The organism is Microbispora rosea, assembly GCF_900156315.1.
Classification (GTDB): Bacteria; Actinomycetota; Actinomycetes; order Streptosporangiales; family Streptosporangiaceae; genus Microbispora; species Microbispora rosea.
Window position 1 is genome coordinate 1 of sequence record NZ_FTNI01000027.1, and the last position, 17,097, is coordinate 17,097.

Annotated in this window: 13 protein-coding genes and 1 pseudogene; 7 read left to right on the forward strand and 7 right to left on the reverse strand. The window is 72.7% G+C overall.

The window, feature by feature from the left end; translation table 11 throughout:
- The 6 genes and pseudogenes from BXA11_RS30725 to BXA11_RS30750 all read right to left on the reverse strand — a co-directional run.
- Positions 1-290, reverse strand: a pseudogene (locus BXA11_RS30725) (hypothetical protein); the annotation flags it as partial.
- Positions 291-581: 291 nt separating this feature from the next.
- Entirely contained in the window at positions 582-1,724 is a 1,143-nt protein-coding gene (locus BXA11_RS30730; protein WP_076440139.1) for a sensor histidine kinase, read from the reverse strand.
- Positions 1,725-1,788: 64 nt separating this feature from the next.
- Positions 1,789-2,427 (reverse strand): DedA family protein, encoded by a 639-nt coding sequence (locus BXA11_RS30735; protein ID WP_076440141.1) that lies wholly within the window; start codon positions 2,425-2,427, stop codon positions 1,789-1,791.
- 175 nt (positions 2,428-2,602) lie between these two features.
- Positions 2,603-2,893 carry a hypothetical protein gene (locus tag BXA11_RS30740; RefSeq protein ID WP_030509715.1) on the reverse strand — a complete coding sequence of 97 codons (291 nt, stop codon included), beginning with the start codon at positions 2,891-2,893 and terminating at the stop codon, positions 2,603-2,605.
- Between the two features lie 230 nt (positions 2,894-3,123).
- Complete coding sequence (locus BXA11_RS30745) at positions 3,124-4,602, reverse strand: N-acetylmuramoyl-L-alanine amidase (protein WP_076440143.1); 1,479 nt, start codon at positions 4,600-4,602, stop codon at positions 3,124-3,126.
- A gap of 19 nt (positions 4,603-4,621) precedes the next feature.
- Positions 4,622-5,521 carry a M23 family metallopeptidase gene (locus BXA11_RS30750; RefSeq protein WP_076440312.1) on the reverse strand — a complete coding sequence of 300 codons (900 nt, stop codon included), beginning with the start codon at positions 5,519-5,521 and terminating at the stop codon, positions 4,622-4,624.
- A 106-nt stretch (positions 5,522-5,627) separates the two neighbouring features.
- Here BXA11_RS30750 and BXA11_RS30755 point away from each other — a divergent pair, with 106 nt between their 5' ends.
- From BXA11_RS30755 to BXA11_RS30780, 5 genes are all read left to right on the forward strand, one after another.
- Entirely contained in the window at positions 5,628-8,648 is a 3,021-nt protein-coding gene (locus BXA11_RS30755) for an AfsR/SARP family transcriptional regulator (protein WP_083744707.1), read from the forward strand.
- Positions 8,649-8,677: 29 nt separating this feature from the next.
- Positions 8,678-11,845: a formate dehydrogenase gene (fdh, locus tag BXA11_RS30765; protein ID WP_239105137.1), complete on the forward strand. Its 3,168-nt coding sequence runs from the start codon at positions 8,678-8,680 to the stop codon at positions 11,843-11,845.
- Complete coding sequence (locus BXA11_RS30770; RefSeq protein ID WP_076440147.1) at positions 11,838-12,587, forward strand: 4Fe-4S dicluster domain-containing protein; 750 nt, start codon at positions 11,838-11,840, stop codon at positions 12,585-12,587. Before fdh ends, BXA11_RS30770 begins: the two co-directional genes overlap by 8 nt.
- Positions 12,588-12,609: 22 nt before the next feature.
- On the forward strand, positions 12,610-13,545 hold the full coding sequence (nrfD, locus tag BXA11_RS30775) for an NrfD/PsrC family molybdoenzyme membrane anchor subunit (protein ID WP_239105136.1): 936 nt from the start codon (positions 12,610-12,612) through the stop codon (positions 13,543-13,545).
- Positions 13,546-13,728: 183 nt separating this feature from the next.
- Positions 13,729-14,493 (forward strand): alpha/beta hydrolase family protein, encoded by a 765-nt coding sequence (locus BXA11_RS30780; protein WP_076440149.1) that lies wholly within the window; start codon positions 13,729-13,731, stop codon positions 14,491-14,493.
- 53 nt (positions 14,494-14,546) lie between these two features.
- On the opposite strand, the gene BXA11_RS30785 is transcribed toward BXA11_RS30780, so the two are convergent.
- Positions 14,547-14,957, reverse strand: coding sequence for a hypothetical protein (locus BXA11_RS30785; protein ID WP_030509724.1), 411 nt, complete (start codon positions 14,955-14,957; stop codon positions 14,547-14,549).
- 226 nt (positions 14,958-15,183) lie between these two features.
- Between BXA11_RS30785 and BXA11_RS30790 the strand changes: the two genes are divergently transcribed.
- Together BXA11_RS30790 and BXA11_RS30795 are read left to right on the forward strand one after the other, a co-directional pair.
- Positions 15,184-16,455 (forward strand): sensor histidine kinase, encoded by a 1,272-nt coding sequence (locus BXA11_RS30790; RefSeq protein ID WP_076440151.1) that lies wholly within the window; start codon positions 15,184-15,186, stop codon positions 16,453-16,455.
- The gene (locus tag BXA11_RS30795) at positions 16,440-17,087 is read left to right on the forward strand and encodes a response regulator transcription factor (protein ID WP_076440153.1); all 648 of its coding nucleotides are present in this window, start codon (positions 16,440-16,442) and stop codon (positions 17,085-17,087) included. The genes BXA11_RS30790 and BXA11_RS30795 overlap by 16 nt, the downstream gene beginning before the upstream one ends.
- Positions 17,088-17,097: the final 10 nt, after the last annotated feature.

Sequence of the window (17,097 nt, forward strand, 5' to 3'; positions counted from 1 at the left end):
GCGACCGCTGCGATGAAGGCGTCCGGCGTGACGCCGGCCGAGTTGGCCAGCGACGTCTTTGCCGCGACCAGTGCGGCGTCGAGCCGCTCGGTCGTCACGCCGAGCTTGGCCGCGATCGCGGCGAAATCGGCATCCGCGCCCGCCCTGGATCTCCCGTCTACCTTGACCGTCGCGGAGCCGGATTTCGCAGCGCCGGGTGTCGGGGCCGGACCGGCCGCCGCGGCGGTACCGGTCGCGGCCAGCGTGGCGAGCGTGATCGTGGCCACGACCAGCCGCGTGCGTTTGATCATCGTGATGCCTTTCGTCCACGGAGCGCGCCGGGCGAGTGCCGGCGTCGTGGGGACAACGCAAACATCGCGGCCTCTGGCGTGGTTTCAGCCACCTTTAAAGGTTCCTTAGAACGGCCACGTTCTCCCGAGCGAGCGAGCGGTCATGCCGCTGACGATAACGCCGTACGGCGATCAGTCACCGGTCTGGAGGCGGCCATGCGACGCGCGTACGCCGACAGCCGATCGGCGCCCGTGCTCGGCGGGTGGCCGGACGAGTCCTCTCCGCGGGAGGGTCCGGCCTTCGGCCCGGGGTCACGCGCGGGGCAGCTCCGCGCTCACGGCGGTCGGGCCGCCGGGCGGGCTGTCCACCCGGAACCGGCCGTCCAGGGCGGCGACCCTGCGGGCCAGCCCGGACAGGCCGCCTCCACCGGGGTCGGCGCCGCCCCGCCCGTCGTCGCGCACGCGTACGACGATCGTGTCCCCGTCCTCCAGGATCTCCACCCGCACCTGCCCCGCCGCCGCGTGCTTGGCGGCGTTCGTCACGGCCTCCCGTACGACGAAGTAGACCGCCGTCTCCACCTCGGTGGGCGGGTGCGCGGTCAGGCCGTACGCGACCGTGACGGGCACCCCGGCCCGCTCGGCGACGGCGGACAGGGCCTCGCGCAGCCCGAGCGTGTCGAGCTCGGCCGGGTAGACCCGCCAGGCGACCTCGCGCAGCTCGCGCAGAGCCTCCTGGGCCTCCTCGTGGGCCTGCTGGAGCAGGTCGTCGCGCAGCTGCGGGGTGCGCCCCCGCCGGGCCCGCCCGATCAGCACGGCGAGGGCCACCAGCCGCTGCTGCACCCCGTCGTGCAGGTCGCGCTCGATCCTGCGCCGCTCCTGGTCCACCGCGCTCACGACGCCGGCGCGGGTCCTGGCCAGCTCGTCGATGCGGCGCTCCAGCAGCTCGGTGGGGCTGGGGCCGAGGAAGCGCCGGGCGACCCGCAGTTCGAGGGCGGCGACGCCCTGGATGCCCATGATGTCGAGGAACAGCAGGACGATCCCGGCCACCCCGAGATAGGCGAGGATGCCGGGAGTCGGCGGGATGCCGTCGGGGCTCTCCCCGTGCGCCCAGCCCCACACGAAGAGCACCGATGTGCTCACGCCCACCACCAGCAGGAAGAGCACGAGTCCGCCGAGCAGGCCGACCGGCCATCGGGCCGCGAGATACCCGGCGACCCGGCCGGTCCCGACGGTGACGTCGAGGCCGCCGAGCAGGCCGAGCCTGCGGATCTCGGCCCGGGCCAGCGGCACGGCCACGGCCCGCAGCAGGCGCTCCCCGGCGCGCCGCGCGGCGGGATGCGGCAGGCAGAGCAGGGCCAGCGGCGCGGCCACCAGCAGGCCGGCCAGCTCGACGACCGCCGTCAGCGTGCCGATGATCAGCGCTGCGAGGATCCTGAGGGCGCGTGCGACGTTCATCGGCTCCTTCGCGGCGGTTGGCGCCGCTCTGGGCGGCAGGCGAGCCTGCCCGGGGAGCGGCTGGTCAACGGGCATGGCGTCCGTGGCCGCGCCGTTCCCGCAGCCGTACGGCCACGAACCGGGCGACGACGAGCACGACGGCCGCCACCACCACCTTGGACACGATCCCCATGTAGTTCTCGACGAGGTGCCAGTGCTCGCCGAGCAGATAACCCGCCAGCACGAAGACGGTGTTCCAGATCAGGCTCCCGAGCGTGGTGAACAGGAGGAAGGTGCCGAGCGGCATGCGTTCCACACCGGCGGGGACCGATATCAGACTGCGAAAGATCGGGATCATGCGCCCGAAGAACACCGTCTTCACACCATGCCGGGCGAACCACGCCTCCGCCTTCTCGATATCGGAGATCTTGACCAGCGGCAGACGTGCCGCGATGGCCACCGTACGCTCCCGGCCGAGCAGCGCGCCCACGCAGTACAGCGCGAGCGCCCCCACGACGGAGCCCGCGGTCGTCCACAGGAGCGCCGCGAGCAGGCTCATGTCCCCGCGCGCGGCGGTGAACCCGGCGAGCGGCAGGATGACCTCGCTGGGCAGTGGGGGGAACAGGTTCTCCAGGGCGATCGCGACGCCCGCGCCCGGCGCGCCCAGGCGTTCGGTGAGCTCCATCGCCCACCCGGCGATCCCTCCGATTTCCGCGGTTTCCATGCCGATGACGCTAGAAGCCGGGCGACGCGGTCACCATGAGGGGCGCCGCCGGGCCTCCTCCGGTTCGCCTCACATCAGGGGTGCGGAAAACCACAGCCTCGGGTGGCCGTCCACAGGCTGTGGATATCGGCGCGCCACTCCTGCCCCGCCGATTCGGGGCCGGAGCCGCACCGGCTCAAAGGTCGTCCTTCGGCGTCTGGGCCAGCACCTGGTCGGCGGTCGCCGTGACGACCGCCGCGGCCGCCGAGATGTCCCTGACCTGCTCCGCGGGGAGGGCCCGCAGCACCCTCTCCAGCGCTTCCAGGTCGGCCTGGTAGGCGGCCGCCATCGCGGCCTGGGCCTTGGCGGTGCGCCCTGCCTGCTCCACCGCCTTGCCGAGTGCCCGGCCGGCGCGTTCGACGGTCCTGGCCGCCTCGATCGCCGCCTTCTCAAGATTTTTCGCCCACTCGGGCGGCTGATCGCTCATCGATGTCCTCTGCGTGAGGGTGGTTTCCGCGGGCGCGATGGATCGCCCACGAAGCGTGCCGGATCAGGCCCTTATTGCCCTCCCTGCGGGCTCTACACCCCGCGAGGCCCACGCTCTCACAGATCTCTCGAACTCCATCGGAGAGCCCCCGCGCGGTGCGGCGCGCGGGGGCCCTTGGTCGTTGCCCCGGATCGTGCCCGGGTCGTGCTTTGGACGGATGCCGGAAGAGGTCAGCCGCAGTGCTCGAAGGGGCTGTCGTAGGTGGATGAGCCGGCCTTGCCGCCCCACTTGACGCATTTGTCGGCCGCCGCCGCCCGTACCGGTCCGGCGTAGTAGCCGTAGCTGCCGGAGTCGGTGACCCGGCTCTTGCCCTGGACCTCCAGGTAGGCGGTGGTCGCGGTGGCCGTGCCGAGCGAGGTCTTCTTCAGGGTCACGACGCAGTTGTAGCCGTTGCCGGAGTTGTAGAGCAGATAGACGGTGCCGGCCGTGCCGAGGGCGGCCGAGTCGATCACCGAGTAGCCGGTGCCGCACACCTGCTCCGGCGTGTACGGGTTCCCGGTTCCGCCGCCGCCCGTGACGTACCGCATGTAGGTGGTCCAGTCCCAGTAGGGCCCGGGATCGGTGTGGTCGGACCCGGGGACCTGGGAGTGCCCCACGATGTGGGACCGGTCGGTGGGGATGCCGTACCGGGCGGCGATGGAGCGGACGAGGGCGGCCGAGGAGCGGTACATCGCGTCGGTGAACCAGGACGCGTCGTCCACGTATCCCTCGTGCTCGATGCCGATGGAGTGGTGGTTGTAGTCGGAGTTGCCCGCGTGCCAGGCCCGGTCCTTCTCCCGCACCATCTGGGTGATCGCGCCGTCGGAGGACCTCACGACGTAGTGCGCCGAGACCTGGGCGGCGGGGTTCTGGAACCAGGAGATCGTCCCGGCGTACGAGCCCTGAGTGACGTGGATGACGATGCGGTCGATCGAGTCGCTCGCCGGCCGGTCGGACACCGCATAGTTGGCGCTGCTGGCCGCCACCCACGTCGCGCCGGGGTAGTCGACGGCCGCCGCGGCGAGCGTGCGGTTCTCCGGCTGATCGAGGTCGCGGGCGTTCGCGAGGGCTCCCCGGTCCGGATGCGCCGGGCGGGCGGCCACCGTGATCGTCTCGCCCGCCGGCGTCCGCGCGCTGAACCCGGCCGACAGCAGGTCGTAGACGGCGTCGGCGTACAGCCGGGCGACCTCGGGCGTGCTCGCCCCGCCGTAGCGCGCGACGGCGGTGTACCAGCGATCGGCGTCGGCGCGGGCGGCGGCGTCCAGGCCCAGGGCGTCTGCCCCGGCCCGCAGCACGGCCGCCGCGCCCGCGACGTTGGCCGCGTCGTCGGCCTTGAGCGAGGCGACCGGCGCTCCGGTGAGCCGTGCCGCCTCCTCCAGGGTGTGCAGCGTGGGATTGCTGACCAGGTGCGCCACGCCATAGCCGCCGCTCGCGCTCGGCCTGCCGTCATGGCCGTCGAGGTGGGTCTCGGCGTAGGCGAGCGCGACGAGCAGGTCGCGGGGCACGCCGTGGGCCGCAGCCGCCCGCGTGAAGGCGGTGGCGAGCGGGCCCTCGGCGGCCGAGGCCGGCCCGGCCGGGACGAGCCCGGCCAGGCACAGCAGGAGCGTCACCGCGCCCACGGCGATCAGGGCAGTGCGCCGGGGCGCGCGGACGATCAGGGATCCGGTCATGGGAGTCAGCCGGTGAGGGTCAGCCACAGTGCTCGAAGGCGCTGTCGTAGGTGGACGAGCCGGCCTTGCCGCCCCACTTGACGCAGGTGCCGGCGGCCGAGGCGCGCACCGGTCCGGCGTAGTAGCCGTAGCTGCCGGAGTCGGTCACCCGGCTCTTGCCCTGGACCTCCAGGTAGGCGGTGGTCGCGGTGGCCGTGCCGAGCGACGTTTTCTTCATCGTGACGACGCAGTTGTAGCCGTTGCCGGAGTTGTAGAGCAGGTAGACGGTGCCGGCCGTGCCGAGGGCGGCCGAGTCGATCACCGAGTAGCCGCTGCCGCAGACCTCCTGCGGGGTGTACGGGTTGGCCGACGTGCCGCCGCAGTTGTGCGAGGTCACGGTCTGCGCGGGGTAGCCGAAGGTGACCCCGTTGAACACCGCCTTCTGGATGTTGGCGGGGTAGGACGTGTCGCTCGTGCGCACCTCGTAGTGCAGGTGCGGGGCGATGTTGTTGCCCGGCTTGCTGGTGTTGCCGACCTCGCCGATCTTCTGGCCCTGGTTGACGTGGGCTCCCTCGCTGACCGAGCGCACGCTCAGGTGGGCGTAGTAGGTGAACCAGCCGCCACCATGGTCGATCTTGATGAGGTTGCCGAAGCCGTTCGTCGAGCCCTGGTGGGCCGAGATGACCACGGTGCCGGCCGCCGCGGCCACGACCGTGTCGCCGTAGTCGGCGTCGGCCGTGCTGCCCCGGTTGAAGTCGATCTCGTACGACTGGTGCGCGCTGCTGGCGCTGGAGTTGCCCGTCCACACCTGACCGCAGGGGAACGGCATCTGGAAGTCCGGGCGCGCACCCGCCGCCGAGGCCGCCGGGGCGGTGGCGGCGCCGACCGCGAGGCCGAGGACCACCGCGAGGCCCGCCGTGACAAGCGATTTGAGTCTCATGACCAAAAAGAGTCGGAATCTGCCGCACAAAAAACATCAAGAATTCGGTACAAAGGGTGGGCGAGTCATGGCGAACCGGTCCTTCGACAGGGGGAGCAACGCGGTCATGACAGTCGAGAAGCCCACGTTCAGCGTGCTCGGTCCGCTGGAGGTCCGCCTGCCGGGCACGGCGCCACGGCTCGGCGGGCCGAAACCCCGCATGCTCCTGGCCACCCTCCTCCTCCACGCCAACCGCACCGTCGGCGGCGACGAGCTCGCCGAGGTGCTGTGGCCGGACCACCGGCCGCGCTCGACCGCGGCCAACCTCCGCACGTACGCGAGCGCCCTGCGCGCGGAGCTCGGGCGGGCCCCGGCCCGCATCCGGGCCCTCGGGTCGGGGTACGCGATCGAGCTGCCGCCGCACGAGCTCGACCTGCTGCTTTTCGAGGAGCGGGTGGCCGCCTCCCGGGAGTGCCGGGCGCGGGGCCGGCCGGACGAGGCGGCCGACCTGCTGGCACGGGCGCTGGCGCTCTGGCAGGGCGTCCCGCTGTCCGACCTGCCCGGCAGGTCGCTGTGGGACCGCAGGCTCGAACGGCTCGCCCAGGCGCGGCTGCGCGCCGCGGAAGACCTGGTCGAGCTGCTCATGGCGGCCGGAGAGTACGGCGAGGCGGTCGGGGAGCTGCGCGCCCTGGTCGCCGACCACCCCTTCCGCGAGGACCTGTGGCGCAGGCTCATGCTGGCCCTGCACTGGTCGGGGCGGCAGGGCGAGGCGCTGCGCGCCTTCGGCACGATCCGGGAGCACCTCGTGACCGAACTCGGCGTCGAACCCGGCCCCGAGCTGCGCCGGGCGCACGAGGCCGTGCTCGCCGGAGAGCCGCCCCCACGACCGCCCGCCCCGCACGGTCTCCCCACCGAACCCGCACTCGCCATCGTTTCCGGCCCTTCCGGCGGCGCGTCGCCGCAAGGCGCTTCCGGTTCCCCGGCCGACCCCGCTCTCCCCGTCGTGCCGCGTCAGCTGCCGCCGGACCTGGTGGACTTCACCGGGCGGACCGGCGAGGCGGCGGAGCTGACCCGGGCGCTCGCCCCCGGCGGCGTCGCCGTCGTCACCGGGCCGCCGGGCGTCGGCAAGACCGCGCTCGCGGTGCGCTGTGCGCACGCCGTCCGCGAGGCGTACCCCCACGGCCAGCTCTTCCTGTCGCTGGGCGGCACCGCGCAGCCCGGCAACACCGCGCAGCCTGGCAACATCGCGCAGCCCGGCAACACCGCGCAGCCTGGCGGGGCCGTCTCGCCCAGCGGCGGCGTCTGGTCGCCGGTCGAGCCGGGAGAGCTGCTGGCCGAGGCGCTGCGCGCGCTGGGCGCGGCGGAGCCGTTGCCGCCCACGGTGCACGAGCGCGCCGCGCTCTACCGCACGCTGCTCGCCGAACGGCCGATGCTGGTCGTGCTCGACGACGCGGCGGGCGCCGCGCAGGTGCGGCCGCTGCTGCCGGGCGGCGGCAGCGCCGTCGTCGTCACCGGCAGGCGCCGCATCACCGAGCTGCCCGGCGCCGCCAGGATCGACCTGGACGTCCTGCCACAGTCGGAGGCGCTGGAGCTGCTGACGGCGATCGTCGGCGCGGAGCGGCTGGAGCGGGAGCCGGAGGAGGCCGTCGCCATCGTGCGGGCCTGCGGCCGGCTGCCGCTCGCGATCCGGGTGGCCGGGGCCCGGCTGGCGGCCCGTCCCGGCTGGTCCCCGGCCGTGCTGCGGCGGCGGCTCGACGACGAGACGCTCAGGCTCGCGGAGCTGCGCGCCGGCGACCTGGAGGTGCGGGAGTCCTTCGACCGCAGCTATCGCCTCCTGCCCGACGACGCCGCGCGCACGTTCCGCGCGCTCGGCCTGCTCGGCACCCGGCCGCTGCCCGGCTGGGTGGTCGACGCCGTGCTCGACCGGCACCGCAGCGACGACGTGACCGACGTGCTGGTCGACGCGAACCTGCTGCGCCCGGTGGGGACCGACCTCCTCGGCCAGCCCCGATACAGGCTGCCCGAGCTGCTGCGCGTCGACGCCAGGGACAAGGCGGGGGAGGTGGACATGCCGGCGCTGGCGCGCGTGGTCGCGGGCTGGACGGCCGCCGCGGAACACGCAACGGCCCGGCTGCCCACCACGGTCTTCCGGCTGGCCTCGCCCGCCGCCCGGCGCTGGCGGCTGCCCGACGACGCCCTGCGCCGGGTCGCCGCCGATCCGGTCTCCTGGTTCGGCGCCGAGCACGAGACCCTGGTCGAGGCCGTACGGCTGGCCGCGGAGGCGGGGCTGGCCGGCGCCGCCTGGGGCCTGGCGGCGGCGCTCGTGCCCTACTTCGACCTGCGCTGTCATTTCGGCGCCTGGGCGGAGACCCACCGCGTCGCCCTGGAGGCCGCCCGCGCCGCCGGGGACCGGGCGGGCGAGGCCGCCATGCTCCGGGGACTCGGCCAGGTGGCCCTGTATCACGACAGGTACGCCCAGGCGGCCGGCATGTTCCGCCGCTCCCGGGTGCTCTTCCGCACGCTCGGGGACGTCAGAGGCGAGGCCGTCTCGGTCTGCGGGCTGGGCGCGGTCGGCCAGTTCCGGGGCGACAGGGCCGCCGCGTCCCGGCACTTCCGCAGGGCACTCGGGATGTTCGTGTCGCTGGACGACCGGTCGGGCGAGGCGTACGCCCGGCAGGCGCTCGGGCGCACCTGCCTGAGCGCGGGCGACCTGGACGGCGCCGCCGACTGGCTCGGCGGCGCGCTGCGCATGGCGCGGGAGCTCGGCGACGCCCACCGGGAGGGCTGCGTGTCGCTCCAGATCGGCCGCCTGCACGACCTCGCGGGGGAGACCGGGCGGGCGATGCGTGCCCAGGGCCGCGCGCTGACGATATTCGAGGGCTTCGGCGACCGGCACTGCGCGGCGTACGCGATGCAGGGCCTGGGCGGGCTCCAGGCGGCCAGGGGTGACTGGCGGCACGGCTCGGCCCGGCTGGAGAGCTCGCTGGCGATCTTCCGGCAGCTCGGCGACCGGAGCGGGGAGGCGGCCACGCGGCGGCTGCTCGGCGAGCTGCACCGTTCGTCCGGGCGGCGCGCGCTCGCCCGCGGCTACCTCCACGCGGTCACGGCACGGCAGGCGGCGGAAGACACGGCGATTTCTCATGATTAGACCGTCATCACCGGGGCATCAGAGGCGTCGTGGGTGCTGGATGGCTCTCCCGCTGGCCGGTGATCCGGCAGCTCAAGGGAGAGGACGGCAGAGGGCAGGCGGCGCGCTCGGCGCGTACGGACGCTCTACGGCCCCGGGTCGAGGGGGCCGATACGGTCGCGCGTTCCGTCTGTCCCTACTGCGCCGTGGGCTGCGGCCAGCTCGTCTACGTCAAGGACGGCAGGGTCACCCAGATCGAGGGCGACCCCGGCTCGCCGATCTCGCGCGGGCGGCTCTGCCCGAAGGGATCGGCCAGCAAGCAGCTCGTCACCCATCCCGGCCGTCAGACGACGGTCCTCTACCGCAGGCCGCACGGCACCGAGTGGGAGCCGCTCGACCTCGAGACCGCGATGGACATGATCGCCGACCGGGTCGTGCGGACCCGGCGCGAGACCTGGCAGCAGACGCACGAGGGGCAGGAGGTCAGGAGGACTCTGGGCATCGCCGGCCTGGGCGGGGCGACGCTCGACAACGAAGAGAACTACCTGATGAAGAAGCTCTACACCGCCCTCGGCGCGATCCAGGTCGAGAACCAGGCGCGCATATGACACTCCTCCACCGTCCCCGGTCTGGGGACCAGCTTCGGGCGTGGCGGCGCGACCCAGTATCAGCAGGACCTGGCCAACGCTGACTGCATCGTCATCCAGGGCTCCAACATGGCCGAGTGCCATCCGGTGGGGTACCAGTGGGTGATGGAGGCGCGTGCGCGCGGCGCGAAGGTCTTCCACATCGACCCGCGCTTCAGCCGGACCAGCGCGACCGTGGACAGGTATCTCGCGATCCGCGCCGGCACCGACATCGTGCTGCTCGGAGCGCTGATCAACTACGTGCTGTCGAACGGGCTCGACTTCCGCGAGTACGTCCTCGCGTACACGAACGCCGCGACCCTGGTGAACAGGGACTTCCGCGACACCGAGGACCTCGACGGCCTGTTCTCCGGCTTCGACGAGGAGACCGGCAGGTACGACCCGTCGACCTGGGCGTACGAGGGCGATGTGCCCGGGGAGGAGGAGCCGGTCGAGGGCGGCGAGCGCCACGCGGAGGCGGCGGGGTCCGACTCGTACGGCGCGCGCGGCGCCGGCGCGAGCGCGACGCCGCCGAGCGACCCGACGCTGACCGACCCGCGGTGCGTCTACCAGATACTCAAGCGGCACTACTCGCGCTACACGCCGGAAATGGTCGAGGAGCTGTGCGGCATCCCGCCGGAGCTGTTCCTGGAGCTGGCCGAGGCGGTCACGGCCAACTCGGGCCGGGAGCGGACCACGGCGTGGGTCTACTCCGTGGGCTGGACGCAGCACTCGGTCGGCGTGCAGTACATCAGGGCCGCCGCGATCCTGCAGCTCCTGCTCGGCAACATGGGCCGCCCGGGCGGCGGCATCATGGCGCTGCGCGGGCACGCGAGCATCCAGGGCTCCACCGACATCCCGACCCTGTTCAACCTGCTGCCGGGATACATCGCGATGCCGCACGCCCACCGGCACGACAGCCTCGACCACTACCTGGAACAGGAGGGCGCCGACACCGGCTGGTGGGGCAACAGGCGGGCGTACGTCGTCAGCCTGCTCAAGGCGTGGTGGGGCGACGCGGCGACCGAGGCCAACGACTACTGCTTCGACTACCTGCCGCGGCTGACCGGCGACCACGGCCACTACGCGACCGTGATGGGCCAGATCGACGGCACGGTCAAGGGCTACTTCGTCGTGGGCGAGAACCCGGCCGTCGGCTCGGCCAACGGCAAGGCGCAGCGGCTGGGCCTGGCGAACCTCGACTGGCTGGTGGTCCGCGACCTCATGCTGGTGGAGACCGCGACGTTCTGGAAGGACGCGCCCGAGATCGAGACGGGCGAGCTGCGGACCGAGGAGATCGGCACCGAGGTCTTCTTCCTGCCGGCCGCGAGCCACGTGGAGAAGGAGGGCACGTTCACCAACACCCAGCGGCTGCTGCAGTGGCGGGAGAAGGCCCTCGACCCGCCGGGCGACTGCCGCAGCGACCTGTGGTTCTACTACCACCTGGGCAAGCGGATCAGGCAGCGGCTCGGCGACGACGACATCGACCGGCCGGCGAGGGAGCTGACCTGGGACTACCCGGAGATCGGCGCGCAGCGCGATCCCGACGCCGCGGCCGTCCTGCGCGAGATCAACGGCACGGCCGCCGACGGCCGCCTGCTGGCGTCGCTGCGCGAGCTGAAGCCCGACGGCTCGACGAGCTGCGGCTGCTGGATCTACTGCGGGGTGTACGCCGACGGGGTCAACATGGCGGCCCGGCGCACGCCGCACACCGAGCAGGGACCGGTCGCCCTCGAATGGGGCTGGGCCTGGCCGGCGAACCGGCGCATCCTCTACAACCGCGCCTCGGCCGACCCGCAGGGCCGCCCGTGGAGCGAACGGAAGAAGTACGTCTACTGGGACGGCGCCAAGTGGACCGGGCCCGACGTGCCGGACTTCGAGGAGGACAAGGCGCCGGACTACCGGCCGCCCGAGGGAGCCAAGGCCGAGCACGCGCTGGCCGGGACCGACCCGTTCATCATGCAGTCGGACGGCAGGGGCTGGCTGTACGTCCCGTCCGGCCTGTCCGACGGGCCGCTGCCCACCCACTACGAGCCGCACGAGTCGCCGGTGCGCAACGCGTTGTACGGGCAGCAGGCCAACCCGGCCCGCCGGACCGTCGACCGCCCGGAGAACCCGTACAACCCGGCGCTGTCGCCCAGGTTCCCGTACGTCTACACCACCAGCCGGCTCACCGAGCACCACACGACGGGCGCCATGAGCAGGCCCCTGCCCTACCTCGCGGAGCTCCAGCCGGAGGCGTTCTGCGAGGTGTCGCGGGAGATGGCCGAGGAGCTCGGCCTGGAGAACGGCGCCTGGGCGACGATCGTCACCGCGCGGACCGCGATCGAGCTGCGCGTGCTCGTGACCGGCCGCGTACGGCCCCTGCGGCTGAACGGCCGGACCGTCCACCAGGTGGTCATGCCGTACCACTGGGGATACAGCAGCGGTGGGGTGATCACCGGGGACATCGTCAACGATCTTCTGCCGATCGTGCTCGACCCGAACGTCTACATCCAGGAGAGCAAGGCCGGCACCTGCGACGTCCTGCCGGGGCGGCGTCCGCGCGGCTCCGCGCTGCTCGACCTGATCGAGAGGTATCGCGATGGCTGAGCGGATGGGGTTCTTCACCGACACGACCGTCTGCATCGGGTGCAAGGCCTGCGAGGTGGCCTGCAAGGAGTGGAACGACGTGCCGGACGACGGGTTCGTGTTCCGGGCCACCTCCTACGACAACACCGGCGCGCTCGGCGCGAGCACCTGGCGGCACGTGGCGTTCGTCGAGCAGGACGGCCGGTGGCTGATGTCGTCGGACGTGTGCAAGCACTGCACCCACGCCGCCTGCCTCGACGTCTGCCCCACCGGCGCGTTGTTCCGCACCGAGTTCGACACCGTCGTCGTGCAGGCCGACGTCTGCAACGGCTGTGGTTACTGCGTGCCCGCCTGCCCGTACGGGGTGATCGACCGCAGGGAGGACGACGGCCGGGCGTGGAAGTGCACGCTCTGCTACGACCGCCTGCGCGGCGGCATGGAGCCCGCCTGCGCCAAGGCGTGCCCGACGAAGTCCATCCAGTTCGGGCCGCTCGACGAGCTGCGGCAGCGGGCCGAGGAACGGGTCGAACGGCTGCACGCCGAGGGCACGACGGAGGCCCGGCTGTACGGCGCGGATCCCGACAACGGGGTGGGCGGCACGGGCGCGTTCTTCCTCCTGCTGGACGAGCCGGAGACGTACGGCCTGCCGCCGGATCCCGTGGTGACCACCCGCGACCTGCCCGCGATGTGGCGCTGGGCGGGCGGGGCGGCGCTCGCCCTCGCCGCAGGCGTGGCCGTGTGCTTCGCCGGGAGGAAGCCGTGATCGTTTCTGTGGGGAGGACCTGATGCCGAGGCGCCGGGACGAGATGGTGCCGGACGCCGAGTTCCGGTCGTACTACGGCCAGCCGGTCCTCAAGCCGCCCATCTGGCACGAGCCCCACATGCCGGCGTACCTCTACCTGGGCGGGCTGTCCGGCGCGGCGGGCGCGATGGCGGCGGCCGCCCGCCTCACCGGGCGGGATCGGCTGGAACTGGCCGCTCGGATGGCCGCCTTCGCCGGGGCGAGCGCCGGAACCGTCTTCCTGGTGGCCGAGCTGGGCAGGCCGATGCGCTTCCTCAACATGCTGCGGGTGTTCAAGCTCACCTCGCCGATGAGCGTCGGCTCCTGGACGCTGGCCGCCCACAGCGGGCTGACCGGCGTCGCGGCGGGCTCCGCGGTGACCGGCCTGCTGCCCCTCGCGGGCGACGCCGCGACGCTCGCGAGCGGCCTGACCGGGGTGGCGATGGCCACGTACACGGCCGTCCTGCTGGCCGACACGGCGGTCCCCGCCTGGCACGAGGGGATGCGGGAGCTGCCGTTCCTGTTCTCGGGGAGCGCGCTCGCCTCCGCGGGTGCGGCCCTGATGCTGACCACGCCCCGGGCGCTGGCCGGGCCCGCCCGCGCCGCCGCGGCGGCGGGCGCCATGGCCGAGGTCGTCGCCGGCGGGCTGATGGAGCGCCGCCTCGGTCTCGTCGGCGAGCCGTACCGCGAGGGCAGGGCGGGCAGACTCATGCGGGCCTCCCGCGCGCTCACCCTCGGCGGCGGCCTGCTCGCCACGGTCGCCGGGCGTAGCCGGACCCTCACCGCGCTGTCCGGGCTCGCGATCACGGCCGGGGCCCTGTGCACCCGGTTCGGCGTGCTGGAGGCGGGCCGGGCCTCGGCCAAGGACCCCAGGTACACCGTCGTGCCGCAGCGCGACCGCCTCGACGCCGGCCAACCCGCCTCCGTCCCCGGCCGCTGAAAAGGGTTCGAGAGACGATCGACGAGCCTGGTAGCGTGCCGGTGACCGTGACCCGCCCAAGGAGGTGAGACCCATGAACGCAGGATCGACGTGGGTGCTCCCCCTTCCCACCACGGCCGGGCGACTGACATAGGTGTCGCCGGGAGCGCCTCGACAACAAGGCTCTCCCGAAAGGCAACACCTGTGCACTCTCTGCAGTTCACCGCCGCGTCGTCCTCGAACGGCATGGTCGAACGCGACTTCACCGTGGGCGACGTCCCCGGAGTTCTCTGGTCGCCGGCTCCCGGCGCCGAGCGGGCGCCCCTGGTCCTGATGGGCCACGGCGGCGGCAACCACAAGAAGCATCCGGCGATGGCCGGCCGCGCCCGCCTCCTCGTGGCCGGCTGCGGCTTCCACGTCGCCGTCATCGACGCGCCCGGTCACGGCGACCGGCCGCGCACTGCGCACGACGAGCAGGAGATCGCCGAGCTGTTCCGGGCGAGGGCGGCGGGCGAGCCCGAAGGACCGATCGTCGTCCGCTACAACGCCCACCTGGCGGAGCTCGCCGTGCCCGAATGGCGGGCGACTCTGGACGCGCTCCAGGAACTTCCCGAGATCGGCGCCGACAAGCCGGTCGGCTACTTCGGCATCAACATGGGCACCGCGATCGGCATACCGCTCGTGGCGGTCGAACCCAGGATCACGGCCGCGGTCTTCGGCCAGCACTGGCCCGATGTCCTGGTCGAGAAGGCGAAGCAGATCACCGTCCCGATCGAGTTCGACATGCAGTGGGACGACGAGCACATTTCGCGCGAGGCCGCTCTCGCGCTGTTCGATGCCTTCGCCTCGAAGGAGAAGACGTTGCACGCCAACGCGGGCAGGCACAAGGAACTGCCCAGGTTCGAGGCCGACAGCGCGGTCCGGTTCTTCGCCCGGCACCTCGGCCGAGCGGTCACCCCGCCGGCCTGACGTTACGGTCGCGGCGTCCGGCTCGCCGGCCGGGCGCCGCGGTCCCCGGGTGCTCACCGCGTCTTGGGGAAGGCGGCGCGGGGTCCGGGTCCGCTGAGGATGAAGGCGACCGCGATCAGGGGCAGGACGCTCATGGCCTGCATCACGGCGTACCACGCCGGGCAGATGCCGGGGATCAGGTCGACGCCGATGATCGCGATCGGCATGGTGACCGTAATGACGCGCATGCGCTCGAAGCTGCGCCGCGACCCCTGCGAAGCACGCACGATCATCCGGTGGAGCATCGGGGCGATGGCGAGCAGTATGACCGCCCGGGCCCACATGAACGTGGTTCCCGGCTGATCGACGATCGACAGCACGGCGACCGTCGCGAGGGTGATGCCGCAGATCATGCCGGAGAGCGTGACGCACTTCTTCGCCAGGTCGAAGGCCTCGTGGGTGCGGGAGTCGTCGATGGTGCTCATGTCTTTCTCCTCCTTCTCGTCGTGGTCTCGACGCTAGGGAGGGCACGGGCGGGGCGGTATGCGTCTGGACGTACGGAGGGGTGGGGCCAGACCCACTCCGGGGGCGATCGGCTGGGCGCAGGGCTCTGTGCGGTACACAGTGGAAACATCACGCCGTACCGGCCCGGACCGGGCGCATTGCCGAACCGCCTCGGAAACCGGGGTCGTGGAGTACGAAGGAAGGCTCATGCGACAGCTGGTGTCGTGGCCGGTGAGTGCCGCCGCAGGGTTCGTGCGAACGTGCGTCGTGCTGGTCGTCAGCATGCTGGTCCCGGCCGTGTGGGCCGCCGCCGCGGGGCTGTGGATGTGGTGGTGGGGCGGCAACCCGTGGCCCGGGCTGGCGCCGCTCCTGTGGGCGTGCGTCGGCACCCTCGCCCTGTCCCGCCCGATCTGCCGGATGACCCGTTCCGTCGTGGCGAAGTGGACGGGCACCGTCATTCCCCCCGGATATCGGCAGGCGGCGCCGGTGGTGCGCATGTCGACCGGGTACTGGTGGAACGGGTTCTCCTACGAGCGCACCAGCCGCGACGCTCGCCGGGACCAGAGGATGCGGCTCTGGTGGAGTGATCCCGCCACCTGGCGTGACCTGCGGTTCGCGGTGATCGCTCCGTTCACTTTGGGAGTGATGGCGGCCGTCCCGCCGGCTGGAGTCGTGGCGGCGGTCGTCGGGTTCGCTCACCCGGCGCCTGCCATGCGTCTCATCGGGGTGCTCGGCGTGGTCGTGGCGATCGGCGCCGCCCCGTACGCCTGGCGGCCGGTCCGGCCGGTGGCCGTCCGGTTGCTGCGGCCGTCGCCGGCGATGGCGCTCGCGGACCGGGTGGATGAGCTGACGGCCCAGCGCGCGGACACGACGGTCGCGCAGGCCGCCGAGATCCGGCGCATCGAACGGGACCTGCACGACGGAGCGCAGGCGCGCATGGTCGCGCTCGGGATCTCCTTGGCGACCGTGGAGAAGCTGATGGAGACCGACCCCGACCGGGCCAAGGCGCTGTTGCGGGAGGCGCGAGCAGGGGCCACCGCGTCCCTGGCCGAGCTCCGCGACCTGGTCAGGGGCATCAGCCCGCCGGTGCTGACCGAGCGCGGGCTCGTCGACGCCGTTCGCGCTCTCGCCTTGGACAGCCCCCTCGAAACCGCCGTCAGCGCCGACCTCGGGCCGCGTCCGGATCCGCCGATCGAGTCCGCCCTGTATTTCGGCGTGGCCGAACTGCTCACCAACGCGGCCAAGCACGCCCGCGCGACCCACGCCGGGATCTCCATCGCCCGCACCAGTACCGGCACCGGCGCAGGCATCGTCGTCGACGTCGCGGACGACGGCACGGGCGGTGCCGGGGTGCGGCCGGGTGGCGGACTCGACGGGCTGCGCCGCCGCCTCGCGGTCTTCGACGGCACCCTGGAGATCACGAGCCCGGCGGGCGGTCCGACCCACGTGAGAATGGTCGTGCCATGCGAATCGTTGTAGCCGAAGACCTCTACCTCCTGCGCGACGGGATGGTCCGCCTCCTGGAGGCGTACGGGCACCAGGTGGTGGCGACGGCGACCACCGGGCCGGAGACGCTCGACGTGCTGCTGACCCAGCGGCCGGACGTCGCGGTCGTCGACGTCCGCATGCCGCCGACCCAGTCGGACGAGGGCCTGCGGGCGGCTCTCGAGGTCCGCCGCCGCGTGCCCGGACTGCCGATCCTGATCCTCTCCCAGCACGTCGAACAGCTCTACGCCCGCGAACTCCTGGCCGACGGCACCGGCGGCATCGGCTATTTCCTCAAGGAGAGCGTGTTCGACGCGGATCAGTTCGTCGACGCCCTGGAGCGGGTGGCCGGCGGCGGGACCGCAATGGACCCGGCCGTCATCGCCAAACTGCTGTCCAGCGGGTCGTCGAACCGGCGGCTCGAACGGCTCACGGAACGCGAACACGACGTGCTGGGCCTCATGGCCGAGGGGCTGTCCAATCAGGCCATCGGCCAGCGGCTCTTCCTCAGCGAGAGCGCCATCAGCAAGCACACGACCTCGATCTTCGGCAAGCTCGGCATCACCGACGACGGCAACAACAACCGCCGCGTCCTCGCCGTCCTCACCTACCTCAACAACGCCTGACGTGCTCCGC